Genomic DNA, 23010 nt, shown 5'->3' with positions numbered 1-23010 from the left:
CCGTGCTGCTCGCGGTCGACATCGGCAACAGCGACACCGTGCTGGGGTTGATGGTCGGCGAGGAGGTGGTCGCCTCCTGGCGGGTCGCCACCGACGAGCGGCGGACCGCCGACGAGTGGTCGGTGCTGGTGCGCGGCCTGCTGGCCGACACCGAGCACGGCGCGGCGTTGAGCGGCGTGGCAGTCTGCGCCACGGTGCCGGCGGTACTCGCGGAATGGCGGGAAATGATCGCCACGCATTTCTCCTCGCTCGCGTCGGTGATCGTCGAGCCGGGCGTGCGCACCGGAATCCCGGTGCTGATGGACAATCCCCGCGAGGTCGGAGCCGATCGCATCGTCAATGCGCTCGCGGCGGCCCGGACATACGGGGCTCCGGCGGTCGTGGTCGATTTCGGCACCGCGACGACGTTCGACGTGGTGAATTCCGACGGCGCGTTCGTGGGCGGCGCCATCGCGCCGGGGATCGAGATATCCGCCGAGGCGCTGGGACGCCGCGGAGCCCAGCTGCGCCGGGTCGAGCTCAAGCGGCCGCGCTCGGTGATCGCGAAGAACACCGTCGAGGCGCTGCAGTCCGGGATGGTCTTCGGCGTGGCCGCCCAGGTGGAGGGCATGGTCGCGCGGATGGTGGCCGAGCTCGGCGTCCGCCCCGAGGAGGTCCGCGTGGTCGCCACGGGACACCTGGCGCCGCTGGTGCTGGCGGAATGCGGGTGCTTCACCGCGCACGCGCCCTGGCTGACGCTGCACGGGCTGCGCATGGTGCACGAGCGCAACTGCTGATCGCAGCCTGGGGAGGGGATTGGGTCCCCGATCTCCGGGATAGGGTAAAAAGTTCCGAAGGAATTGTCGCGGGTAAATAACCTGTGGCAAAGTCTCAGGTAATTGCTTGAATCCCCCCCGGACAAAGGAATACGCACGTGGCGCAGAAAGTGAACATCGTGCTCGTCGACGATCTCGACGGCAGCGAGGCGACCGAGACCGTCAGCTTCGCACTGGACGGCACCTCCTACGAGATCGACCTCAACGACGAGAATGCGGCAGCGCTGCGCGAGGCGCTCAGCGGATATGTCGGTCACGCCCGCAAGGCCTCGGGTGGCAACCGCCGTGGCGGTCGTCGTACCGCCTCGGCCACGACGTCGGGCCCCAGCGCCGCGGACGTCCGCGCGTGGGCGCGGGAGAACGGCTACGAGCTCTCCGAGCGGGGCCGGGTCCCCGCCGAGGTGCGCCAGGCCTACGACGCCGCGCACTGATCGAAGGGCCCGGGCTGTTCGCTGTCTGTTCGCTGTCAGCGGACCGCCCGGGTCTCCCCACCGGGAACACGTAGGCTGTGGGGAGAGTTGGAACGAGTGTCCGCGCTTCTGCTGCGCCCGGCCGTGGTCGGTCTTCATCGGGGGAGCGGTCATCACGTACCACCTGTGCACACTGCTGAGAATCGAGGCGCACATGTTCGAGCGGTTCACCGACCGAGCCCGGCGAGTTGTCGTGCTGGCCCAGGAAGAGGCCCGCATGCTCTCCCACAACTACATCGGGACCGAGCACATCCTGCTCGGGCTCATCCACGAAGGCGAGGGTGTCGCCGCGAAGGCGCTGGAGTCGCTGGACATCTCGCTGGAGGCGGTGCGCGCCCAGGTCGAGGAGATCATCGGCCAGGGCCAGCAGGCGCCGTCCGGTCACATCCCCTTCACCCCGCGCGCCAAGAAGGTGCTGGAGCTGTCGCTGCGCGAGGCGCTGCAGCTGGGGCACTCCTACATCGGCACCGAGCACATCCTGCTCGGCCTCATCCGCGAGGGCGAGGGCGTCGCCGCCCAGGTGCTGCAGAAGCTCGGCGCCGACCTCAACCGGGTGCGCCAGCAGGTCATCCAGCTGCTCTCGGGCTTCCAGGGCAAGGAGGCGGCCGGTGCCGCCGCCAGCCCCGGGGCCAGTGGCGCCGAGGCTCCGTCCTCCTCGCTGGTCCTCGACCAGTTCGGCCGCAACCTGACCCAGGCGGCCCGCGAGGGCAAGCTCGACCCGGTGATCGGGCGCGAGCAGGAGATCGAGCGGGTCATGCAGATCCTCTCCCGACGCACGAAGAACAACCCCGTGCTGATCGGTGAGCCCGGCGTCGGCAAGACCACGATCGTCGAGGGCCTGGCCCAGGACATCGTCAAGGGCAACGTGCCCGAGACGCTCAAGGACAAGCAGATCTACACCCTCGACCTGGGTGCCCTGGTCGCGGGCAGCCGCTACCGCGGTGACTTCGAGGAGCGCCTGAAGAAGGTGCTCAAGGAGATCCGCACCCGCGGCGACATCGTGCTGTTCATCGACGAGATCCACACCCTGGTGGGTGCCGGAGCCGCCGAGGGCGCGATCGATGCCGCCAGCATCCTCAAGCCGATGCTGGCCCGCGGTGAGCTGCAGACGATCGGCGCGACCACGCTCGACGAGTACCGCAAGTACCTGGAGAAGGACGCCGCGCTCGAGCGCCGCTTTCAGCCGATCCAGGTCGCGGAGCCGTCGATCGCGCACACCATCGAGATGCTCAAGGGGCTGCGCGACCGCTACGAGGCGCACCACCGGGTGACCATCACCGACGAGGCGCTGGTCTCCGCGGCCACCCTGGCCGACCGGTACATCTCCGACCGGTTCCTGCCGGACAAGGCGATCGACCTGATCGACGAGGCCGGCTCGCGCCTGCGCATCCGCCGGATGACCGCGCCGCCGGACCTGCGGGCCTTCGACGACCAGATCGCCGAGGTGCGCGAGCGCAAGGAGGCGGCGATCGACGGGCAGGACTTCGAGGCCGCAGCCCGCCTGCGCGACGAGGAGAAGCAGCTCACCGCGAAGAAGTCCGAGCGCGAGAAGCAGTGGCGCGCCGGTGACATGGACGAGATCGCCGAGGTCGACGAGGAGCTCATCGCCGAGGTGCTCGCCGTGGCGACCGGCATCCCGATCGTCAAGCTCTCCGAGGCGGAGTCCACCCGCTTGCTCAACATGGAGGAAGAGCTGCACAAGCGGGTCATCGGCCAGGAGGAGGCCGTCAAGGCGCTCTCCCGGGCGATCCGTCGTACCCGTGCCGGCCTCAAGGACCCGAAGCGTCCGGGTGGGTCGTTCATCTTCGCCGGCCCCTCGGGCGTCGGCAAGACCTGGCTGTCCAAGACGCTCGCCGACTTCCTCTTCGGCGACGAGGACTCGCTGATCCAGCTCGACATGAGCGAGTTCAGCGAGAAGCACACCGTCTCTCGGCTCTTCGGCTCCCCGCCCGGCTACGTCGGGTACGAGGAGGGTGGCCAGCTCACGGAGAAGGTGCGGCGCAAGCCGTTCTCGGTGGTGCTGTTCGACGAGGTCGAGAAGGCGCACCCGGACATCTTCAACTCGCTGCTCCAGATCCTGGAGGAGGGACGCCTGACCGACTCCCAGGGTCGGGTGGTCGACTTCAAGAACACCGTCATCATCATGACCACCAACCTCGGCACCCGGGACATCGCCAAGTCGGTCAACCTCGGGTTCTCCCAGGTCGGCGACACGGCGGGCTCCTACGACCGGATGAAGGCCAAGGTCTCGGACGAGCTCAAGCAGCACTTCCGCCCCGAGTTCCTCAACCGTGTCGACGAGATCATCGTGTTCCCGCCGCTGTCGCAGGACCAGATCGTCTCGATGGTCGACAACATGGTCGAGGCCGTGGAGAAGCGTCTCCGCGACCGCGACATGGCGCTGGAGCTGACCCAGGCCGCGAAGAACCTGCTCGCGACCCGGGGCTTCGACCCGGTGCTGGGCGCCCGACCGTTGCGCCGGACCGTGCAGCGCGAGATCGAGGACACCCTCGCCGAGAAGATGCTGTTCGGCGAGATCGGCCCCGGTCAGATCGTGCTGGTCGACGTGGAGGGCGAGGGGCCGTCGGCCACCTTCACCTTCCACGGCCAGAAGGTCAACAAGCTGCCGGACATGCCGCCGCTGGAGACCGTCCCCGAGGGCGCTCCCAGCGAGGGCCCGGACGACACCTCCGGCCCCGTCGACGTCCCCCGCGCGGAGGACTGAGACAAGCAGCCCCGGCGCCCCGGTCACCTCTGGTGGCCGGGGCGCCGTGCTGTTTTTGTGGCCGGTTTCCCATGAACCCCCGCCTGTGCGGGGATCCTGAGACTTGGCGCGGGATACAACGGGCACAAACCCACGGGTTCCCCGGTCAGGCGGGGGTTCGTGGGGCCAGAGTGACGGCGCCTCAGGGGAGCGCGTACGCCGAGGGGCCGGCGGGCACCGCGAGACCGTCGTGCACCAGTCCGGCCAGGCAGCGCTCGCGCTGGGCGGGGTCCGGCCAGACCGAGTCGATCCGGGTCGTGTGCACCGGTCCGGGGGAGTCGCGCAGCAGCGCCATGATCCGCCCCCGGCACTGCCGGTCGGTCCCCTCCCAGGCCTGGCCACGCCGCGGCGGTCCGTCGTACGCCGGATAGCCGGCCGCGCGCCAGGCGCACAGGTCGGCGACCGGGCAGCGCTCGCACGCCGGCGTCCGGGCCGTGCAGACCAGGGCGCCCAGCTCCATCACCGCCACCGACCAGGTGGCGGCCTCGGCGGCGTCCGCGGGCAGCAGGGCCTCGGCCTCGCGGCGTTCGTGCACCCGGAGGCTGTCGGGCGGCACCTCGACCGCCCGGAGGACCCGGTGGTGGACGCGTCGCACGTTGGTGTCGAGCACCGCGATCCGCCGGCCGAAGGCGAAGGCGGCCACGGCGGCGGCGGTGTAGTCCCCGACGCCCGGCAGGGCGCGGAGCTCCTCGGGGTCGTCCGGCACCTCGCCGTCGTGCCGGGACACGATCGCGGTGGCGGCCGCGTGCAGCCGCAGGGCCCGGCGGGGGTAGCCCAGGCGTCCCCAGGCACGCACCGCCTCCCCGGCGGGCTCGGCGGCCAGGGCGGCCGGGGTAGGCCAGCGCTCCAGCCAGACGGCGTGCACGGGCAGTACCCGGCTCACCGGCGTCTGCTGGAGCATCAGCTCCGAGACCAGCACGGACCAGGCGGACGCCTCCGGCCGCCGCCACGGCAGGTCCCGGGCGTGCTCGTCGTACCAGGCGAGCACCCGGGCGTGCAGGGCGTCCGCGTCCATGCCCCACAGCCTAGTGAGGACGGTTCGTGCTCCCTCGGTGTGGCACCACCGCTGGGGCGCGGCTTCGGCGATACCGTGCGGCCATGTCTGCGTGGTCGTCGCCCAAGGGGCCCCTGCCCGCTCGGGTGTACTGGTTCCGCCGCCTGGTCCTGCTCGCCGTGGTCTTCGTGGTGGTCTTCGGGACCGCCCGGGTGCTGGGCTCCGGCGGGGACGGCGAGGTGGAGCCCGAGGCCCAGGCGACGCAGACCGGTGCCCAGGTGGCGCCCCAGGGCGCCGAGGAGCAGGCCGAGGACGAGGCTGCTGCCGCCCCCGAGGCTGAGCCCACCCCGGAGCCGACCCCGGAGCCGACCCCCGAGCCGCCGCCGTTGCCCGAGCCGACGGGGGTGTGCGCCAACGACGACGTCGTGGTCACCCCCGTGGTGGGCGCCCCGCGCACCGACGGCCAGGTCGACATGGCCCTGACCCTGCGGACCCGCTCCACCCCCGCGTGCACCTGGGAGGTCTCCCCGCGCACGGTGACGATCAAGATCAGCTCCGGCAGCGACGACTACTGGTTCAGCAGTCACTGCCCGCGCGCCGTGCCGACCCAGGACGTCGTGCTGTACGCCGAGACCGACACCTCGGTGCCCTTCGTCTGGAGCGGCCGGCGCTCCGACGAGGCATGCTCGCGGCTGACCGACTGGGCGATGCCCGGCTTCTACCACGTGAAGGCGGCCGCCTTCGAGGGCGAGCCGACCGAGGTGCAGTTCGAGCGGACGGCGGCCTCGGTCACCGCCACCCGCGCCCCGGAGCCGGAGCCGGAGCCGAAGAGCAAGAACAAGAAGAACAAGAACAAGAAGAAGAACCAGCAGCGCTCGGGCGGTCAGGCCGACCCTGCGCCTGCGCCCTCCGCAGAGCCCTCGGGCGCGGTGGAGCCGACCCTGCGGCCCTGAGGGCCGCGCTCAGACGTAGCGCTCGAGGATGCTGGACTCGGCCAGCCGGGAGAGCCCCTCGCGCACGCTGCGGGCCCGCAGCTCGCCCACGCCGTCGACGGCCTGCAGGTCGTCGATGCCGGCCGACAGCAGCTGCTGGAGCCCGCCGAAGTGGTCGACCAGCCGGTCGACCACCGGGCTGGGCAGCCGGGGGACCTTGGCGAGCAGCCGGTAGCCGCGAGGCGCGACCGCGCCGTCCAGGTGGTCCCCGGTGGTCAGGGTCAGCGCCTTGGCCACCGCCGCCGGGTCGACCAGCTCGGTGGGGGAGAGCAGGCCGAGGTCGTCGAGCAGGGCCTCGGGCGAGGCGGTCTTGCCGCTGGGCAGGTAGTCGCGGATGACCAGCTCGCGGTCGGCGTCGACCCCGGTGACCAGCTCCTCGAGCTGGAGGGAGAGGAGCCGGCCGTCGGTGCCGAGCTCGAGCACGTAGTCCTCGATCTCCCGGGCGATCCGGGTCACCATCTCCAGCCGCTGGGCCACCACGGCGACGTCGCGCACGGTGACCAGGTCCTCGATCTCCAGGGCGGAGAGGGTGGAGGAGACCTCGTCGAGCCGGAGCTTGTAGCGCTCCAGCGTGGCCAGGGCCTGGTTGGCCCGGGAGAGGATCTGCCCCGAGTCCTCCAGGACGTAGCGGGTCTCGCCGACGTAGACGGCGATGATCTGCATCGACTGGGAGACCGAGATGACCGGGAAGCCGGTCTGCCGGGCGACCCGGTCGGCGGTGCGGTGCCGGGTGCCGGTCTCCTCGGAGTAGATCGTGTGGTCGGGCATCAGGTGGACCGCGGCCCGGTGGATCTTGGAGACGTCCTTGTCGACGATGATCGCGCCGTCCATCTTGGCGAGCTCGCGCAGGCCGGTGGCGGTGAACGGGACGTCGAGGGTGAAGCCACCGCTGGAGATCGAGTCGACGAGCTTGTCGTGGCCCAGCACGATCAGGGCACCGGTGCGGCCGCGGAGGATCCGCTCCAGCCCGTCGCGCAGGTTGGTGCCCGGCGCGATGCTGGCCAGGGTGGCACGCAGGCGCAGGCTCTCGTCGGTGCGCTCGATGCCGACCACGGCGCTACTCCTCCCAGACGTGACCGCCGTACGTCGTGATCGTGCAGCGCTCCGGGCGTCAGTCTATGGGACGCAGGGGCGTCGCGCGGGTCCTGGTGAGCCTCAGCAGCCCCAGGGCGGAGGCGACGTCGCCGACGTCGAGCACCTGCATCCCGTCGACGGTCCAGGATTCGGGCGAGCGGGGGCCTCGGGGGCGGCCCCGCTCGCTGGGCACGACGGCGACCTTGAAGCCCAGCCGGGCCGCCTCGGCGAGGCGCTGGGGCAGGTCGCGGACCCGGCGCAGCTCGCCGGCCAGTCCGATCTCGCCCATCGCCACCACCCCCGTGGGGGCGGCGATGCCGAAGGTTGCGCCGGCCAGCGCGACCGCGATCGCCAGGTCGCTGGCGGGCTCGTGGATCCGCGCGCCCCCGACGGTGGAGACGAAGACGTCCATGTTGTGCAACCGGATCTGGCAGTGCTGCTGGAGCACCGCGAGCACCATGGAGACCCGGGAGGAGTCGACGCCCGAGGTGGTGCGCCGCGGCCGCTCGGCAGGGGTGGGCGCGACCAGCGCCTGCACCTCGGCCAGCAGCGGCCGGCGACCCTCCATGGTGACCGCCACGCAGGTGCCGGGCACGGTGGTGGAGTGGTGCTCGACGAAGAGCCCGGTGGGGTCGGCCACCGCGCGGATGCCCTCGGAGGAGAGGTCGAAGCAGCCGACCTCGTCGACCGGGCCGAACCGGTTCTTCATCGCCCGGACCATCCGGAAGCGCGAGTTGCGGTCGCCCTCGAAGTGGAGCACCACGTCGACGACGTGCTCGAGCACGCGCGGGCCGGCGATCGACCCGTCCTTGGTGACGTGCCCGACGATCACGGTGGTGATGTTGCGGGTCTTGGCCACCCGGACCAGGGCGGCGGCGACCTCCTTGACCTGGGTCACCCCGCCCGGGACGCCGTCGACCCCGGGGGCGCCGATGGTCTGGATCGAGTCGACCACCAGCAGGGTCGGCTTGACCTGCTCGATGTGGCTGAGCACGGCGCCGAGGTCGGTCTCGGCGGCCAGGTAGAGCTCGTCGTGCACCGCGCCGGTGCGGTCGGCGCGCAGCCGCACCTGGGAGGCCGACTCCTCGCCGGTGATGTAGAGGGTGCGGTGCCGGTACCGGGCGGTCTGAGCGGCGACCTCCAGCAGCAGTGTCGACTTGCCGACTCCGGGCTCGCCGGCCAGCAGGATGGCGGCGCCCGGCACCAGCCCTCCGCCCAGCACCCGGTCGAGCTCGGGCACCCCGCTGGAGCGGAAGGCCGACTCCTCGACCGAGACCTGCCCGATCGGCACGGCTGCGGTGGTGACGGCGCTGGCCTGTGTGCGGCCGACGGGGGCAGCGGCGGCCGCTTCGGCGACGGAGCCCCACGCCTGGCACTCGCCGCACCGGCCGACCCACTTGCTGGTCTCCCAGCCGCACTCGGAGCACCGGTAGGCGGTGCGGGTCCGGGGCTGTCTGCTCATGGCCCAGACGCTAGGCCATGGCACCGACAGGCCGGCGGGACCGGTCGTGCCACGGGCTGGCGCCGACGCCTATGCTGACTTGGAACGATCAAGTGCGAACGGAACGTGCGCGTGGCGTCCGCGCCCGCGCTGCAGGGGGAGGTGCGGCGGTGGCGGTGAACCCACCCACGCTCGCGGACGTGGCCCAGCGGGCGGGCGTCTCACGCCAGACCGTCTCCAACGCGGTGAACAGCCCCCACCTGCTGCGCCCCGAGACCCTGCTGCGGGTCCAGGGGGTGATCCAGGAGCTGGGCTACTCGCCCAACCGGGCGGCGCGCAGCCTGCGCACCCGCACCTCCCACCTGGTCGGGCTGCGGTTCGCCCCGGCGCAGGAGGGCACCGCGAACGCGCTGATGGACCGGTTCGTGCACACGCTGGTCGCCACCGCGGCGGTCGCGGGCTACCACGTGCTGCTCTTCTCCGACGACGACACCGAGCCGCTCCAGGCCTACGACGACCTGCTGCGCTCGACGGCGGTGGACGCCTTCATCGTCACCGACACCTACCTGGGCGCGCCCCAGGCGGCGTTCCTCAGCACCCGGCGGGCGCCGTTCGTCGCCTTCGGCCGGCCCTGGGGGGACCCGGGGGCCACGCACGCCTGGGTGGACGTCGACGGCGCCGCGGGCACCGCCCTGGCCACCGAGCACCTGCTCGAGCGCGGGCACACCCGGGTGGCGTGGATCGGGTGGCGCAAGGACTCCTTCATCGGGGAGGACCGGCGTGCCGGGTGGGTGCGGGCGATGCGCGAGCGCGGGCTGCCCACCGCCGGGCTGGCCTCCCGGGTCGAGGACACCGTGGCGAGCGGCCGGGAGGCCGCGGCGGTGCTGCTGGACGAGGCCGCGCCGACGGCCTTCGTCTGCGCCTCCGACACGCTGGCCACGGGAGTGCTCCACCTGATGGCCGAGCGCGGGCTGGTGCCCGGGCGCGACCTGGCCGTGGTCGGCTTTGACGACTCCCAGGTCGCCCAGGTGCTGCCCGGCGGCGGGCTCACCTCGGTGCGTCAGCCGCTCGAGGAGGTCGCGGTCGAGCTGGTGCGGGCCCTCGAGCGGGTGCTGGCCACCCCGCCGCAGGCGGGCACCGGGGTGCTGCTCGCCCCCACCCTGGCCGTCCGCGGGTCCAGCTGAGGGCGCCTGCTCAGTAGTGGCGCCACCAGAGGTTGACCGCGTAGTCGACCTCGGTGCCGCCGCCGGCCGCGGTCCACTCCGACCAGACCTGGTCGGCGACCGCGGTGGGCAGCTCGATCCGTACGACGGCCTCGAGGTCGGCGAGGGAGTCGAACGACCACCGGGTCAGCACCGGCGTGCGCTGCCAGCCCTGCCCGGACCAGAACCGCTCGACCTCGTCCGGGTCGACGGTCGGGAAGCCCCGGCGGAACCACCCGCCGAACGTCGAGCGGGTGGCGTCGTTGTCGAGCACGAAGGCGGTGCCCCCACGGCGGACCACCCGGGCCAGCTCGGCCAGGCCGGGCTCGCAGCCGGGCCCGAAGAAGTAGGCCCAGCGAGCCTGGACGACGTCCACCGAGGCGTCGGGCAGCGGCAGCTCCTGGGCGGTGCCCGCGAGCACGCTCACGTGCGGCAGCCTCCGGGTACGACGCCGGGCCAGGGCGACGAGCGGGGGATGCGGCTCCACGCCGACCACCGAGGCGGCCTGCTCGGCCCACCGGGGCAGGTGGAACCCCGAGCCGCAGCCCAGGTCCAGGAAGGTGCGCGCACGCCAGCCGGCCACCTCGGCCATCGCGGCCTCGACCAGCCGGTCGGGGTCGAAGGCGTGGTTCTCCAGCTCGTAGGTCTCCGGGTGGTGCCAGAGGTTCGGGCTGGGTGTGGCGCCGTGGCGCTGGAGCGGTCGGACGATGACCGGCTCCGTCAGATGCGGACCAGGCCGGTCGGGGTCTGGACGTTGACCGCCATGATCCCGGGGGTGCCGTTGGGGGCGACCCACTCGACCTTGATGTCCTCCAGCGGCGCCTCGACCGACTCCCCGAGCCACTCGCTGACCCGCTGCGGGTCACCGGCGATCTCCAGGCAGGCCAGCGAGTACTCGCCGTCCGCGCCCTCGCTGGGGTGGAGCTCGGGCGTGAGCCACTTGATGAAGAAGGGCAGCTGGGGGTCGCCGATCAGGCCGTTGACGCCGATCTGCAGCCAGCGCAGCTCGGTGCCGTCGGGGCGGTGCCGGTTGCCCGGCACGGCCTCGCGGCCCAGCCGCTCCTCGACCACGTCGAGGTCGTCGACCGCCACCACCCAGCCGAGCCAGCCACCGCCGTTGGCGGAGCGGGCGCGCACGGCCTGGCCGAACGGTGCCTTGTCGGAGGCGGGGTGGTCGAGGACCTCCACCACCTCCAGGTAGGTCCGGCCGGCGAGCGGCAGGATCATGTTGCGAGTGCCGAAGCGTGGGTGCACTCCGCCATCGACGAACTCCCGTCCGAGCAGTCCCCCGATGCGCGCAGCAGTACCGGCGAGCCCGTCGGGGCCGGCGGCGTAAGAGATGTGGTCCAGGCGCATGCCTAGCATTCTGTCGGGTCAGATCGGGGCCCGCGCACCGGGGTCGGAGTCTCTTGACGTCGAGGATTCCGAGGGTCGAGGGACGCCGGCGGAGCTCAGTGCGGGTCGGCCGGGTGGATCGCCAACGCCGACCGCGAGCGCAGGTGCGCCTCGCAGTGGCGGGCCAGCTCCTCGTACGCCGGGCGGCCCATCAGCTCGACGAGCTCGGCGGCGCTGGTCAGGTAGAGCGGCTCCACCGCCACGTGCGCCTCGGTGTTGCCCGAGCAGTACCAGTCCAGGTCGTGCCCGCCCGGGCCCCAGCCCCGGCGGTCGTACTCGCTGATCGTGACCTCGGTGTAGGAGGTCTCGTCGGGGCGCTCCACGGTCCGGTAGGTACGCCGGATCGGCAGCTGCCAGCACACGTCAGGCTTGGTCTCCAGCGGGTTGCGGCCCTGGGCGAGCGCGAGCCCGTGCAGCGCGCAGCCGGCGCCCCCGGCCCCGGTGTGCGGGGCGAAGTCGCTGCGGTTGTGGAAGACGCAGGCCTGCTGGCCGTCGACCTCCAGGGTCGCGGTCTTCCGCTCCCCGTCGGGCTCGACCTCGACCCAGTCGCCGGTGCGGACCTCGCGGCCGGGGTGGAACTGCCACAGCTCGGGGGTGAGCTGGGCGACGTACGAGGCCACCCGGCGCTCGTCGTCGGCGTCGCTGAAGTGCGCGCCCAGGGTGCAGCAGCCGGTGTCGGGCGCGTCGGCGTAGATGCCCTGGCAGCCCTGGCCGAAGATGCAGGTGTACGCCGAGGTCAGCCAGGTCAGGTCGCAGCGGAAGACCTGCTCCTCGTCGGCCGGGTCGACGAACTCCACGAAGGCACGGGGGAAGACCAGGTCGACTTCGGGCACGTCCACGACTCTACGTCGCGCGGTACGTTGGGGTCATGCGGCTGGGCGTCCTCGACATCGGTTCCAACACCGGTCACCTGCTGGTGGTGGATGCGCACGGTGGTGCCGCGCCGCTGCCGGCCTTCAGCCTCAAGGAGCCGCTCCGGCTCGCCGAGCACCTCGACGAGGCCGACGCGCTGCGCCCCGAAGGGATCGAGGCACTGACCGAGTTCACCCGGCACGCGATCACCTTCGCCGAGGACCGGGGCTGCGAGGAGATCCTGGCCTTCGCCACCTCGGCGGTGCGCGAGGCGGTGAACACCGACGAGGTGCTGGCTGCGGTCGCCGAGGCCACCGGCACCCGGATCGAGGTGCTCTCCGGCGAGGACGAGGCGCGGCTGACCTTCCTGGCGGTCCGCCGGTGGTTCGGCTGGTCCGCAGGCCGGATGGTGGTCTTCGACATCGGCGGCGGCTCCCTGGAGATCGCCGGCGGTGCGGACGAGGCGCCCGAGGTGGCCTGGTCGTTGCCGCTGGGCGCCGCGCGGCTGGCCCGCGACCAGCTCGGCTCCGGCGCCGACGAGGAGACCGTGCGGCGGCTGCGCCGCTGGATCCGCACCGAGATCGCCCGCGACGCCGGCGGGCTGCTGCGGGGCGGCGTTCCGGACCGGGCGGTGGCCACCTCCAAGACCTTCCGCTCGCTGGCCCGGATCTGCGGCGCCGCACCCTCGGCCGAGGGGCAGCTGGTGCGCCGGCTGCTGCGCCGCGCCGACCTGGACCAGTGGCTGCCCAAGCTGCTCGGCGCCTCGCTCGAGGAGCTGAGCCAGCTGCCCGGGGTCTCCCCGAGCCGCGCCCACCAGATCGTGCCGGGCGCGCTGGTGGCCGAGGCGGTGATGGACATCTTCGACCTCGAGGAGCTGGAGATCTGTCCCTGGGCGCTGCGCGAGGGCGTGATCCTGGACCGGTTCGACCAGCTCTCGGTGCTGGACTGAGGTGGCCGTGACGCTCCAGGTCGGACTCTCCACCGCCTCGGTCTTCCCCGAGTCGACGGCCCACGCCTTCTCGCACGCGGCGGCGCTCGGCTACGACGCCGTCGAGGTGATGGTGGGGATGGACGCGCTGTCCCAGCAGACCGCCGCGGTGCGCCAGCTCTCCGAGCACCACCGGGTCCCGGTCTGCGCGGTGCACGCGCCGTGCCTGCTGTGGACGCAGCGGGTCTGGGGCACCGAGCCCTGGGGCAAGCTCGAGCGCTCGGCCCGGATGGCGCAGGCGCTGGGCGCCCCGGTGGTCGTGGTGCACCCGCCGTTCCGCTGGCAGCGGGAGTACGCGGCGGGGTTCGAGAACGGGATCGCCGCGCTGGAGGCCTCGACCGGCGTGCACTTCGCGGTGGAGAACATGTACCCCTGGCGGGCGGGCGCCCGACCCCGCTCCTCGGGCATGGAGATGTACATGCCGCACTGGGACGTCTCGCTGGGCCACTACGCCCACACCACCCTGGACCTCTCGCACGCCGCCACCTCGCGCACGGACGTCGTCGAGATGGCCGACCGGATGGGCGACCGGCTGCGCCACCTGCACCTGACCGACGGCAGCGGCGGCGCCCGGGACGAGCACCTGGTGCCGGGCCGTGGGATCACCGGCGCCGGTCCGCTGCTGAGGCACCTGGCGACCACCGGCTTCGCCGGCTCGATCGTGGTGGAGATCAACACCCGCCGGTGCAGCACCGTCGAGGAGCGGGTCGCCGACCTCGCCGAGTCGCTGGCCTTCGCCCGCGAGCACCTGGCGGTCACCACGCCATGAGCCCGCCGTGACAAGAGTGCCGTGAGCGCCGACCAGGTCGTGCAGGTGCGCGACCTGGTGGTGGTGCGCGGCGAGACCGAGGTGCTGCCCGGCATCTCGCTGGACGTCGGCCGCGGCGTCACCGGCCTGCTCGGCCCCAGCGGGTGCGGCAAGACCACGCTGATGCGCTGCCTGGTCGGCGCCCAGCAGGTGCGCTCCGGCACGGTCGAGGTGCTGGGCCTGCCGGCGGGGAGCCCGCCGCTGCGCAGCCGGATCGGCTACGTCACCCAGTCCGCCAGCGTCTACGACGACCTCACGGTCGCGGAGAACCTCCGGTTCTTCGCCCGGGTGCTGGGCGTCGGCCGGGGCGACGTCGACGCCGCGCTCGCCGTCGTGGACCTCACCGAGCTGCGCGGGCGGGTCGTGGGCAGGCTCTCCGGCGGGCAGCGCAGCCGGGTCAGCCTGGCGGTCGCGCTGCTGGGCAGCCCCGACCTGCTGGTCCTCGACGAGCCGACCGTGGGACTCGACCCGGTGCTGCGCCGCGACCTGTGGGCCCTCTTCCACCGGCTGGCCGCCGGCGGGGCGGCGGTGCTGGTCTCCAGCCACGTGATGGACGAGGCCGAGCGCTGCGACCGGCTGCTGCTGATGCGGGAGGGCCGGGTGATCGCCGAGGGCACCCCCGCCTCGGTGCGCGAGCGCACCGGCGCGGCGGACGTGGAGCAGGCGTTCCTGGCGATCGTCGAGGGCCGGGCATGAGGCCGCGGACCACCCTGGCCGTGGCCGGCCGGGTGCTCACCCAGGTCCGGCGGGACCGCCGTACGTTGGCGATGCTGCTGGTCCTGCCCTGCGCCCTGGTCACGCTGCTGTGGTGGATCTACGACGACGTCCCCGGCGACGTCTTCGACCGCATCGGCCCGGCCCTGCTGGCGATCTTCCCGTTCTTCGTGATGTTCCTGGTGACCAGCGTGACCACGCTGCGCGAGCGCACCGGCGGCACCCTGGAGCGGCTGCTGACCATGCCGATGGGCCGGCTGGACTTCCTGCTGGGCTATGCGCTCGCCTTCGGCCTGCTGGCGGCGGTGCAGTCGGTGCTGACCGTGGCGGTCAGCGTGTGGGGGCTGGGCCTCACCGTCGAGGGGCCGCTGTGGCTCTTCGCCGTGGTCGCGGTCTGCGACGCCGTGCTGGGCACGGCGATGGGGCTGTTCGTGAGCGCCTTCGCGCGCACCGAGTTCCAGGCCGTGCAGTTCATGCCGGCGGTGGTGATCCCGCAGATCCTGCTGTGCGGTCTCCTGGTGCCACGCGACCAGCTGCCGCGGGTGCTGGAGGTGGTCGGGGACCTGCTGCCGCTCTCGTTCGCGGTGGACGCGATCGACCACCTCAGCCGCAGCGACGCCACCGGCGAGGTCTGGCAGGAGCTCGCGGTGATCGCGGCGTACGCCGTGGTGTTCCTGTCGCTCGGAGCGCTCACGCTGTCTCGCCGCACCCCGTAGCCTGGCCGCATGTCCCTGCTCCGCCAGCCCATCCTGCTGCTCTCCCGCTCCGGCCGGGTCAAGGAGCTGATCAGCACGTTGCCGGTCTCCTCCCGCGTGGTGGCCGGATACGTGCCCGGCGAGACTGCCGAGTCCGCGGTCGCGGCGACCGCCGAGCTGGTGGAGGCGGGGCTGACGGTGACCCTGGACTACCTCGGCGAGGACACCACCGACCTCGCGCAGGCCGAGAAGACGGTCGCGGCGTACGTCGAGCTGCTCGAGCAGCTCTCCGCCCGCGGGCTGGGCCGGCAGGCCGAGGTCAGCGTCAAGCTGAGCGCCATCGGGCAGTCGCTGCCCGACGCCGACGGCACCACGGGGCAGCGGATCGCGCTGGCCGGCGCGCGGCAGATCTGCCTGGCCGCCCGCAACGCCGGCACCACCGTGACCCTGGACATGGAGGACCACACCACCACCGACCGGACCCTGGAGATCCTGCGCGAGCTGCGCAAGGACTTCCCCGAGACCGGCGCGGTGCTGCAGGCCGCCCTGCTGCGCACCGAGGACGACTGCCGGGCGCTGGCGGGCGAGGGGTCGCGGGTGCGGCTGTGCAAGGGCGCCTACCTGGAGCCGGAGACGGTGGCCCACCAGAGCCGGGCGGAGATCGACAAGGCCTACGTGCGCTGCCTGAAGATCCTGCTGGCGGGCCACGGCTACCCGATGATCGCCACCCACGACCCGCGGATGATCGCGATCGCCTCGTCGCTGGCCAGCCGGCACGGCCGGGCCCGCGGCACCTACGAGTTCCAGATGCTCTACGGGATCCGTCCCGCCGAGCAGCGCCGGCTGGCGCAGGCGGGGGAGACCGTGCGCGTCTACGTGCCCTACGGCCAGGAGTGGTACGGCTACCTGATGCGGCGGCTCGCGGAGAAGCCCGGCAACCTCGCGCTCTTCGCGCGCTCCCTGGTCGCCAAGCAGTAGCCCGGTTCCCGCTGCGGCACAATGGCCCCCATGAACCAGACCGCGATCATCGGCGCCGGCGTGATGGGCGAGACCCTGCTCTCCGGGCTGGTCCGGGCCGGCCGGCGGGTGGACACCCTGCTGGTCGGGGAGAAGCGCCCCGCCCGCGCCGAGGAGCTCGAGGAGCGGTACGGCGTGACCGTGCTCGAGAACGTCGAGGCTGCCCGGCGCGCCGAGACCGTCGCCCTGGTGGTCAAGCCGCAGGACATGGCCGACGTGCTGGCCGAGATCGCGCCCGTGCTGCGACCGGGCCAGCTCGTGGTCTCGCTGGCCGCCGGGATCACCACCGGCTGGATCGAGGCGCGGGTGCCCGAGGAGGTCGCGGTGGTCCGGGTCATGCCGAACACGCCCGCCCTGGTCGACGAGGGGATGGCGGCGATCTCGCCCGGCTCGCACTGCGACGAGCGGCACCTGGCCGAGGTGGAGTCGCTGATGGACTCCTGCGGCAAGGTGATGCGGGTCCCGGAGAAGCAGATGGACGCGGTCACCGCGATCTCCGGCTCCGGTCCCGCCTACGTCTTCTTCGTGATCGAGTCGATGATCGAGGCCGGGGTGCACCTGGGCCTGCCCCGCGCGACCGCCACCGAGCTGGCCGTGCAGACGCTGGTCGGCTCGGCGATCATGCTGCGCGAGACCGGCACCCACCCGACCGTGCTGCGCGAGCAGGTCACCTCGCCGGCCGGCACCACCGCGGCCGCGCTGCGCCAGCTGGAGATCCACAAGGTGCGCGCGGCGTTCCTGGCCGCCATGGAGGCCGCGCGGGACCGCTCGCGCGAACTCGCCGCGGGCGCCTGAGCTGACCGGGCGGGCTCCCGTCAGCCGTAGGGACCCGAGCCGCCGAACGGGTCGGGGAGCAGGCCGGGGGTCCGGGACAGGATCTCCCGGGCGGCCTCGCGGTGCTTGTGCTCGACCAGCACCTCGTAGCGGGTGGCGACCACGGCCTTGACCGAGGAGAAGTCGCGCTCGCCGCGGGTGGCGGCGAACCCGGCAACCGCCCACAGGGCGCCGAAGAGCGCCCCGAAGGCGGCCGCCGAGGCGACCATGGCGAGGATGCCGCCCTCGACGAAGAGGCTGAAGAGCAGGCCGACGAAGGCACCGAACCACAGCCCGGAGAGCGCCCCGAGCCCCGCGACCTTGCCGTAGGTCAGGCGTCCGGTGATCCGCTCCAGCTGCTTGAGGTCGGTGCCGACGATCATGCAGTTCTGGACGGGGAACTCCTGGTCTGACAGGTGGTCCACCGCCTTCTGCGCCTGCGCGTAGGTGTCGTAGACCGCCAGCGACTGCGGGAACTCCAAGGAGAGCAGTCGGGCGTCGTTCGGGTTCACGGAAGGACCGGACATACGTCCAGTCTGCCCGGCGCGTCAATCACCGTGCCCGCTCGCTGGAGGGGATCGTCGGCCGGAACGGCCGACGAGGAGTACGGTGCCGCCATGGTGGAGTGCGGGGGACCCGCGAGCGTCGTCTTCGACAAGGCGCTCGCCGAGTACGACTTCGGACCCCACCACCCCATGTCGCCGCTGCGGGTCGACCTGACGATGCGGCTCGCCGACGCCCTCGGCGTGCTCGACCGCGGACTGACCGTGGTCCAGGCGCCGATGGCCGACCTCGACCTGATCGCCAGCGTGCACTCGGAGTCGCTGATCGAGGCGGTCCAGCGGGTCGGCTCGGTGCCGGGCCTGGTGGACGAGAAGCACGGCCTGGGCACCGAGGACAACCCGGTCTTCGCCGACATGCACAACGCCTCGGCCCACGTCGTCGGCGCCAGCGTCGAGGCGTTCCGCCAGGTCTGGAGCGGTGAGTCGCTGCACAGCGCCAGCGTGGTCGGCGGCCTGCACCACGCGATGCCGGACCGGGCCAGCGGGTTCTGCATCTACAACGACATCGCGGTGGGCATCCGCTGGCTGCTGGACCAGGGGGCCGAGCGGGTGGCGTACGTCGACGTCGACGCCCACCACGGCGACGGTGTGGAGAAGGTCTTCTGGGACGACCCCCGGGTGCTCACCATCTCCTTGCACGAGACCGGGCAGATGCTCTTCCCCGGCACTGGCTTCCCCGCCGACGTCGGTGGCCGGGAGGCCCGGGGGACGGCGGTCAACGTGGCGCTGCCGCCGGGCACCGCGGACGCCGGCTGGCTGCGCGCCTTCCACGCCGTGGTGCCGGAGCTGGTCCGGGAGTTCGATCCCCAGGTGCTGGTGACCCAGCACGGGTGCGACTCCCACATGGAGGACCCGCTGACCCACCTGATGCTGAGCGTCGACGGCCAGCGCGCGGCGTACCTGGCGCTGCACGAGCTCGCGCACGAGGTCGCCGACGGACGCTGGGTGGCGACCGGGGGCGGCGGCTACGCCATCTCCTCGGTGGTGCCCCGCGCCTGGGCCCACCTGCTGGCCATCGTGGGCGGCCAGCCGTTGGACCCGATGCTGGACACCCCCGAGTCGTGGCGCGAGCACGTGCTGGAGGTGCTCGGCGACGGAGCGCCGCACCGGATGACCGACGGCCGCAACCCGGCCTTCCGCGACTGGCGCGACGGCTACGACCCGGAGACCTGGCTGGACCGGGCGATCCACGCCACCCGGATGGAGATCTTCCCGCTGCACGGGCTCGATCCGTACGCCTGATCGGGCTCCGCACGTCCGCTCCGGGGCCTTTTAACCCTCGGAATCAACGCGACACGCCGAACCGTTGAGTTTTCACGAGTCAATCTCTTCCCCACCGGTCACATGAGGCCCTATTCTCGCGAAAAGAATGCCCACGTCTGAGACGCCGGTGGGGAAGCCGGCGCCGTGGGGAAAAAGGACGGTGCACAGATGGCCCACCCCTCGGACATGTCCGAAGTCAAGTTCCTCACGATCGCCGAGGTGGCCGCGATGATGCGCGTCTCCAAGATGACCGTCTACCGGCTCGTGCACAACGGGGACCTCCCCGCGGTCCGGGTCGGCAGGTCGTTCCGGGTGACCGAGGGCGACGTCGACGAGTACCTGCGCAAGAGCTTCTTCAACGCCGGCTGAGTCGGCTCCGGGACACGGTCGGGTGCTGCCCATCGGGCGGCACCCGATTCCGTGGGGCTCGGTCCGGCAAGTAGGCTGTCGATCCTGGCCCGACGAATCGTCGTGCCATCAGACGTTGAAAGGTTTCCTGTGGGCTCTGTCATCAAGAAGCGGCGCAAGCGTATGGCCAAGAAGAAGCACCGCAAGCTGCTGAAGAAGACGCGCGTTCAGCGTCGCAAGCTCGGCAAGTAAGCACGCGGTCGCGATCATGGGGAGGGTCGTGCTGGTCACCGGGGTCTCCCGGGACATAGGTCGCCGCTTCGCGCGCGCGGCCGCCGCCGACCCCTCCATCGATCGCGTCATCGGCGTCGACGTCGTCCCCCCTCGGGGGGACATCGGCGACGTCTCCTTCGTGCGCGCCGACATCCGCAACCCGGTCATCGCCAAGGTGATCGCCCGGGAGAACGTGGACACGGTCGTGCACATGAGCGTCGTGGCCTCCTCCCCGGGAGTGGCCAGCGCGCTCAAGGAGCTCAACGTCATCGGCACCATGCAGCTGCTGGCGGCCTGTCAGCGCGCCCCCGGCGTGCGCAGCCTGGTGGTGAAGTCGAGCACCGCGGTCTACGGCGCGACCAACCGCGACCCCGCGATGTTCACCGAGGACATGGGCGCCAAACGGCTGCCCCGTGCCGGCTACGCCCGGGACGTCTCCGAGATCGAGGGCTACGTCCGTGGCTTCGCCCGGCGCCGCCCCGACGTGCGGGTCACCATGCTCCGCTGCGCGAACGTGATCGGGCCGCACGTGGTCAGCCCGATGACCTCGTACTTCCGGATGCCGGTGATCCCCACCGTGCTCGGCTTCGACCCCCGGCTCCAGTTCCTCCACGAGGAGGACCTGTACGACGTGCTCCGGCACGCGACGCTGCACGACGTCGAGGGCACCTTCAACGTGGCCGGTGAGGGCGTGCTGATGCTGAGCCAGGCGATCCGACGCCTCGGCAAGGTGGCGGTCCCGCTCCCGCCGTTCGCGGTCGGCAAGGTGGGCGCCCTGCTCCGCTCGGCCCGGCTCGCCGACTTCTCCCGCGAGCAGCTCGCGCTGCTGACCTACGGCCGCGGGGTGGACACCACGCGGATGCGCGACGGGCTGGGCTTCTCGCCGCGGCACACCACGGCGGAGGCCTTCGGCGACTTCTGCCGCAGCCTGCACCAGCACGACGAACCCGGACATGTGTTCGCAGGAGGTGCCCGTGCCTGAGGCAGAGATCATCCCGTTGGGGACCGGTGGCCGGCCCGGCCGGCCCGGCCGGGGCAGCGGCCGCGACAAGCCGTCCGCCGCCGCCCGGAGCCTGGCCACGGGGACACCCGCCAAGCGCGCCAAGCCCGCCAAGCCCGCCAAGCCCAGGGCGGCCGAGCCGAAGGCCGCCGAGCCGACCGAGACCGAGGCCGGTGAGCAGACCGCGCGCGGCCCCTTCACCACCGCGGACCGCGAGCCCACGGGCGGCATCCCGGTCGGCGACTGGCTGGCCGCGATCGAGGCCGGGGCCCGGGAGGTCTTCGGCACCCACTGGGAGCGGCGGCTCGCCGAGCTGCTGGCCTTCGCCCGGCACCGGCTCGACGGCGACTACCAGGTCGACGAGTTCGGCTTCGACCAGGAGGTGACCGAGCGGTTCCTGCTCGCCGCGCTCCGCCCGATCGCGGACAAGTGGTTCCGGATCGAGGTACGCGGGGCGGAGAACATCCCGACCGAGGGTGGCGCGCTGGTGGTCTCCAACCACTCCGGCACCATCCCCGTCGACGGGCTGATGACCCTGCTCAAGGTGCACGACGAGACCGGCCGCTTCCTGCGTCCGCTCGGCGCGGACCTGGTGTTCCGCGTGCCCCTGGTGGCCGGGTTGGCCCGGCGGTCCGGCGCGACGCTGGCCTGCCAGGCCGACGCGGAGCGGATGCTCAACCAGGGGGAGCTCGTCGCCGTCTGGCCCGAGGGGTTCAAGGGGGTCGGCAAGCCGTTCTCCGAGCGCTACAAGCTCCAGCGGTTCGGTCGCGGCGGCTTCGTCTCCGCGGCCCTGCGCACGGGCGTGCCGATCGTCCCGCTCTCGGTCGTCGGCGCGGAGGAGATCTACCCGATCGTCGGCAACCTGACCACGCTGGCCAGGCTCTTCAACCTGCCCTACCTGCCGGTGACGCCGTTCTTCCCGCTGCTCGGCCCGTTGGGGATGGTCCCGCTGCCCTCGAAGTGGCTGATGGAGTTCGGGGAGCCGATCCGCACCGACGCCTACGAGGAGGCGGAGGCCGAGGACCCGATGCTGGTCTTCGACCTCACCGACCAGGTGCGCGAGACGATCCAGCAGACGCTGTTCACCCTGCTGCGCCAGCGGGACTCGATCTTCCGCTGACACCCGGGCGGGCCCGGCTCAGGGGTTCCTGGGTCCCGGTGTGCGCAGGACCTGGCCGAGCAGCTCGCCGACGGCCCCGGTCGTCTTGTCGACCACGTCGCCGACCCCTTCACCGAGCAGGGTGCCGGTGACCTCGCCGAGCACGTCGCCGACGCCGTCGAGCAGCGTCGTGGGGGTGGGGGTGGCGGTCGGGGGGTCGGTCTCCGGGGCCCGCGGCGTGGGGGCCGGCGCCGGCGTCGGCGACGAGGTCGGCGGTGCCGGGGGCTTCGGCGCCGGTGTCGGCGTCCGCGGCGTACCAGGAGGTGGGGCGGGAGTCGGGGTGCCGCTCGGCGGGGGCGTGGTCGAGGGCGTCGGGGTGCCGGCGGTGCCAGGGGTACCGGTCGGCGCCGGTCCGAGGCGCGGTGCCCTCCGCTCCGGTCCGGACGAGGGCTCCGTCGTGCCCGGACCCTCCTGACCCGCGGTCGCGCCCGGGGGCAGGACCGGACCCGGCGGCTCGGCCGCCAGGAACCGCGGGACGTCGCTCACGCCCTCGCCCGCACAGTCGTGGCAGGCCGCCCGGGCCCGGTCGTCCACGGCGAGCAGCGCCCGACCGGCCTCGACCAGGGCGTCGCGCGCCTCCGCGGGGACGCCCGCGGCCGAGGATGAGGTGAGGGAGTCGGCGAGGGTGGCCAGCCGCGGCATGGCCGAGGCGGTGAACCGCAGCACCTCCTCCACCGAGCTGCGTCGGCCCGAGGAGTCGTAGTCGCGGAGCAGACGGTCGGCCCCCTCCTGGGCCTGCTCGACGAAGGTGTCGAGCGTGGGCGTCAAGGCGCGGCGGCTGCTCTCGTCGTCCCGGCCGGCGAGCTGGTCGAGCTCGTCGAGCCTGAGCGCGGCCCGCGCCAGCAGGAACCGTCCCTCGTCCCGGTCGCCGGTGGCCACCGTCGTCCGGGCCGACTCGAGCACCGTCTTGACGGGGTAGAGCATCTCGCCGGGCAGTGCCGCCTGCGAGGCGACGCCCACCGCGCCGCTGGCCCCGAGCAGGGCGAGCGTGCCGAGGCCGACCGCGACGCCCCGGTCCCGGCGGCTGCGCCGCGGGCTGCCGCCGCCCGGTGCGGGGCCGCGGGGGGCCGGCGCGGGGTCGCGGGGGACCAGCGCGCTCTCGGCCTCGGCCATCAGCCGCGACCGCAGGTCGGAGACGAACTCGCTCCTCGGCTCGGGGCCCCCGACGCCGCGCAGCGCTGCGACCACCGGCAGCAGGTCGGCGTCCCGGCCGCCGCGCGCGGCGGCGCCCTCGGGCTGCCGGAGCAGCGCGTCGAGGTGCTCGGCCCGGCGGCGGGTGCCGAAGGGTGGGGTGGTCATGAGCGCCTGCCCAGCTGGAAGGGAACGGCTACCGGGGCCAACGAGGCACGGGGGCTCGGGGTTACGGGGGC

General features: G+C 72.7%; 24 protein-coding genes. 16 read left to right on the top strand and 8 right to left on the bottom strand.

All coding sequences use genetic code 11. From position 1 onward, the window contains the following. The first annotated feature begins 2 nt into the window (after positions 1–2). From H8838_RS17220 to H8838_RS17210, 3 genes are all read left to right on the top strand, one after another. Entirely contained in the window at positions 3–776 is a 774-nt protein-coding gene (locus H8838_RS17220; protein ID WP_181312100.1) for a type III pantothenate kinase, read from the top strand. Between the two features lie 137 nt (positions 777–913). Next, the gene (locus tag H8838_RS17215; RefSeq protein ID WP_181311869.1) at positions 914–1246 is read left to right on the top strand and encodes a histone-like nucleoid-structuring protein Lsr2; all 333 of its coding nucleotides are present in this window, start codon (positions 914–916) and stop codon (positions 1244–1246) included. 193 nt (positions 1247–1439) lie between these two features. Beyond that, on the top strand, positions 1440–4010 hold the full coding sequence (locus H8838_RS17210) for an ATP-dependent Clp protease ATP-binding subunit (protein WP_185994507.1): 2571 nt from the start codon (positions 1440–1442) through the stop codon (positions 4008–4010). A gap of 181 nt (positions 4011–4191) precedes the next feature. Here H8838_RS17210 and H8838_RS17205 read toward each other — a convergent pair whose 3' ends face one another. Then, entirely contained in the window at positions 4192–5064 is an 873-nt protein-coding gene (locus H8838_RS17205; protein ID WP_185994508.1) for an A/G-specific adenine glycosylase, read from the bottom strand. A gap of 83 nt (positions 5065–5147) precedes the next feature. On the opposite strand from H8838_RS17205, the gene H8838_RS17200 reads away from it, so the two are divergent. After that, the gene (locus H8838_RS17200) at positions 5148–5996 is read left to right on the top strand and encodes a hypothetical protein (RefSeq protein WP_185994509.1); all 849 of its coding nucleotides are present in this window, start codon (positions 5148–5150) and stop codon (positions 5994–5996) included. Between the two features lie 9 nt (positions 5997–6005). Here the strand turns inward: H8838_RS17200 and disA are convergent, their stop codons facing one another. Continuing rightward, the gene (gene disA / locus H8838_RS17195) at positions 6006–7088 is read right to left on the bottom strand and encodes a DNA integrity scanning diadenylate cyclase DisA (RefSeq protein ID WP_373562891.1); all 1083 of its coding nucleotides are present in this window, start codon (positions 7086–7088) and stop codon (positions 6006–6008) included. Between the two features lie 58 nt (positions 7089–7146). Beyond that, positions 7147–8571: a DNA repair protein RadA gene (gene radA / locus H8838_RS17190; RefSeq protein ID WP_181311865.1), complete on the bottom strand. Its 1425-nt coding sequence runs from the start codon at positions 8569–8571 to the stop codon at positions 7147–7149. Between the two features lie 155 nt (positions 8572–8726). Here radA and H8838_RS17185 point away from each other — a divergent pair, with 155 nt between their 5' ends. Continuing rightward, positions 8727–9734 (top strand): LacI family DNA-binding transcriptional regulator, encoded by a 1008-nt coding sequence (locus H8838_RS17185; protein ID WP_224766222.1) that lies wholly within the window; start codon positions 8727–8729, stop codon positions 9732–9734. Between the two features lie 10 nt (positions 9735–9744). Here the strand turns inward: H8838_RS17185 and H8838_RS17180 are convergent, their stop codons facing one another. From H8838_RS17180 to H8838_RS17170, 3 genes are all read right to left on the bottom strand, one after another. Further along, entirely contained in the window at positions 9745–10548 is an 804-nt protein-coding gene (locus H8838_RS17180) for a class I SAM-dependent methyltransferase (RefSeq protein WP_224766221.1), read from the bottom strand. Further along, entirely contained in the window at positions 10473–11108 is a 636-nt protein-coding gene (locus H8838_RS17175) for a VOC family protein (RefSeq protein WP_181311863.1), read from the bottom strand. Before H8838_RS17175 ends, H8838_RS17180 begins: the two co-directional genes overlap by 76 nt. A 95-nt stretch (positions 11109–11203) precedes the next feature. Then, positions 11204–11980, bottom strand: coding sequence for a hypothetical protein (locus H8838_RS17170; RefSeq protein ID WP_185994511.1), 777 nt, complete (start codon positions 11978–11980; stop codon positions 11204–11206). 35 nt (positions 11981–12015) lie between these two features. Here H8838_RS17170 and H8838_RS17165 point away from each other — a divergent pair, with 35 nt between their 5' ends. Genes H8838_RS17165 through proC form a run of 6 tightly spaced genes read left to right on the top strand, consistent with a single transcriptional unit; the run spans position 12016 to position 17016 of the window. Continuing rightward, positions 12016–12948, top strand: a complete 933-nt coding sequence (locus H8838_RS17165) for a Ppx/GppA phosphatase family protein (RefSeq protein WP_181311861.1) — start codon at positions 12016–12018, stop codon at positions 12946–12948. 7 nt (positions 12949–12955) lie between these two features. After that, positions 12956–13756: a sugar phosphate isomerase/epimerase family protein gene (locus H8838_RS17160; RefSeq protein ID WP_181311860.1), complete on the top strand. Its 801-nt coding sequence runs from the start codon at positions 12956–12958 to the stop codon at positions 13754–13756. A gap of 21 nt (positions 13757–13777) precedes the next feature. Further along, positions 13778–14491: an ABC transporter ATP-binding protein gene (locus tag H8838_RS17155; RefSeq protein ID WP_224766220.1), complete on the top strand. Its 714-nt coding sequence runs from the start codon at positions 13778–13780 to the stop codon at positions 14489–14491. Further along, a complete protein-coding gene (locus tag H8838_RS17150; protein WP_181311859.1) occupies positions 14488–15225 on the top strand; it encodes an ABC transporter permease in 738 nt (245 codons plus the stop codon). The genes H8838_RS17155 and H8838_RS17150 overlap by 4 nt, the downstream gene beginning before the upstream one ends. A gap of 9 nt (positions 15226–15234) precedes the next feature. Beyond that, a complete protein-coding gene (locus H8838_RS17145; RefSeq protein ID WP_224766219.1) occupies positions 15235–16182 on the top strand; it encodes a proline dehydrogenase family protein in 948 nt (315 codons plus the stop codon). Positions 16183–16212: 30 nt separating this feature from the next. Continuing rightward, positions 16213–17016, top strand: coding sequence for a pyrroline-5-carboxylate reductase (proC, locus tag H8838_RS17140; protein WP_185994512.1), 804 nt, complete (start codon positions 16213–16215; stop codon positions 17014–17016). Between the two features lie 20 nt (positions 17017–17036). On the opposite strand, the gene H8838_RS17135 is transcribed toward proC, so the two are convergent. After that, complete coding sequence (locus H8838_RS17135; RefSeq protein ID WP_181311857.1) at positions 17037–17561, bottom strand: general stress protein; 525 nt, start codon at positions 17559–17561, stop codon at positions 17037–17039. A 90-nt stretch (positions 17562–17651) separates the two neighbouring features. On the opposite strand from H8838_RS17135, the gene H8838_RS17130 reads away from it, so the two are divergent. The 5 genes from H8838_RS17130 to H8838_RS17110 all read left to right on the top strand — a co-directional run bounded on the left by H8838_RS17130 (position 17652) and on the right by H8838_RS17110 (position 21601). Then, the gene (locus H8838_RS17130; RefSeq protein WP_185994513.1) at positions 17652–18839 is read left to right on the top strand and encodes an acetoin utilization protein AcuC; all 1188 of its coding nucleotides are present in this window, start codon (positions 17652–17654) and stop codon (positions 18837–18839) included. A gap of 207 nt (positions 18840–19046) precedes the next feature. Next, positions 19047–19229, top strand: a complete 183-nt coding sequence (locus H8838_RS17125; protein ID WP_258236641.1) for a helix-turn-helix domain-containing protein — start codon at positions 19047–19049, stop codon at positions 19227–19229. A gap of 129 nt (positions 19230–19358) precedes the next feature. Further along, on the top strand, positions 19359–19460 hold the full coding sequence (locus H8838_RS17120) for a 30S ribosomal protein bS22 (RefSeq protein ID WP_008356322.1): 102 nt from the start codon (positions 19359–19361) through the stop codon (positions 19458–19460). A 16-nt stretch (positions 19461–19476) separates the two neighbouring features. Continuing rightward, positions 19477–20463 carry an NAD-dependent epimerase/dehydratase family protein gene (locus H8838_RS17115; RefSeq protein WP_181311854.1) on the top strand — a complete coding sequence of 329 codons (987 nt, stop codon included), beginning with the start codon at positions 19477–19479 and terminating at the stop codon, positions 20461–20463. Then, the gene (locus H8838_RS17110; RefSeq protein WP_224766218.1) at positions 20456–21601 is read left to right on the top strand and encodes a lysophospholipid acyltransferase family protein; all 1146 of its coding nucleotides are present in this window, start codon (positions 20456–20458) and stop codon (positions 21599–21601) included. Before H8838_RS17115 ends, H8838_RS17110 begins: the two co-directional genes overlap by 8 nt. An 18-nt stretch (positions 21602–21619) precedes the next feature. Here the strand turns inward: H8838_RS17110 and H8838_RS17105 are convergent, their stop codons facing one another. Continuing rightward, complete coding sequence (locus H8838_RS17105; RefSeq protein ID WP_185994515.1) at positions 21620–22939, bottom strand: DUF5667 domain-containing protein; 1320 nt, start codon at positions 22937–22939, stop codon at positions 21620–21622. Between the last annotated feature and the right edge of the window lie 71 nt (positions 22940–23010).

The organism is Nocardioides campestrisoli, from assembly GCF_013624435.2.
Lineage (GTDB): Bacteria > Actinomycetota > Actinomycetes > Propionibacteriales > Nocardioidaceae > Nocardioides > Nocardioides campestrisoli.
Note: the sequence above shows the minus strand (reverse complement) of the source record. Positions and strands in the feature narration are given on the sequence as shown.

Coding starts and splice junctions, on each gene's coding strand:
- H8838_RS17105 (WP_185994515.1), bottom strand. CDS start 22,939: ATGACCACCCCACCCTTCGGCACCCGCCGCCGGGCCGAGCACCTCGAC.
- H8838_RS17165 (WP_181311861.1), top strand. CDS start 12,016: ATGCGGCTGGGCGTCCTCGACATCGGTTCCAACACCGGTCACCTGCTG.
- H8838_RS17115 (WP_181311854.1), top strand. CDS start 19,477: ATGGGGAGGGTCGTGCTGGTCACCGGGGTCTCCCGGGACATAGGTCGC.
- H8838_RS17135 (WP_181311857.1), bottom strand. CDS start 17,561: ATGTCCGGTCCTTCCGTGAACCCGAACGACGCCCGACTGCTCTCCTTG.
- H8838_RS17130 (WP_185994513.1), top strand. CDS start 17,652: ATGGTGGAGTGCGGGGGACCCGCGAGCGTCGTCTTCGACAAGGCGCTC.
- H8838_RS17175 (WP_181311863.1), bottom strand. CDS start 11,108: ATGCGCCTGGACCACATCTCTTACGCCGCCGGCCCCGACGGGCTCGCC.
- radA (WP_181311865.1), bottom strand. CDS start 8,571: ATGAGCAGACAGCCCCGGACCCGCACCGCCTACCGGTGCTCCGAGTGC.
- H8838_RS17200 (WP_185994509.1), top strand. CDS start 5,148: ATGTCTGCGTGGTCGTCGCCCAAGGGGCCCCTGCCCGCTCGGGTGTAC.
- H8838_RS17125 (WP_258236641.1), top strand. CDS start 19,047: ATGTCCGAAGTCAAGTTCCTCACGATCGCCGAGGTGGCCGCGATGATG.
- proC (WP_185994512.1), top strand. CDS start 16,213: ATGAACCAGACCGCGATCATCGGCGCCGGCGTGATGGGCGAGACCCTG.
- H8838_RS17150 (WP_181311859.1), top strand. CDS start 14,488: ATGAGGCCGCGGACCACCCTGGCCGTGGCCGGCCGGGTGCTCACCCAG.
- H8838_RS17205 (WP_185994508.1), bottom strand. CDS start 5,064: ATGGACGCGGACGCCCTGCACGCCCGGGTGCTCGCCTGGTACGACGAG.
- H8838_RS17145 (WP_224766219.1), top strand. CDS start 15,235: ATGTCCCTGCTCCGCCAGCCCATCCTGCTGCTCTCCCGCTCCGGCCGG.
- H8838_RS17210 (WP_185994507.1), top strand. CDS start 1,440: ATGTTCGAGCGGTTCACCGACCGAGCCCGGCGAGTTGTCGTGCTGGCC.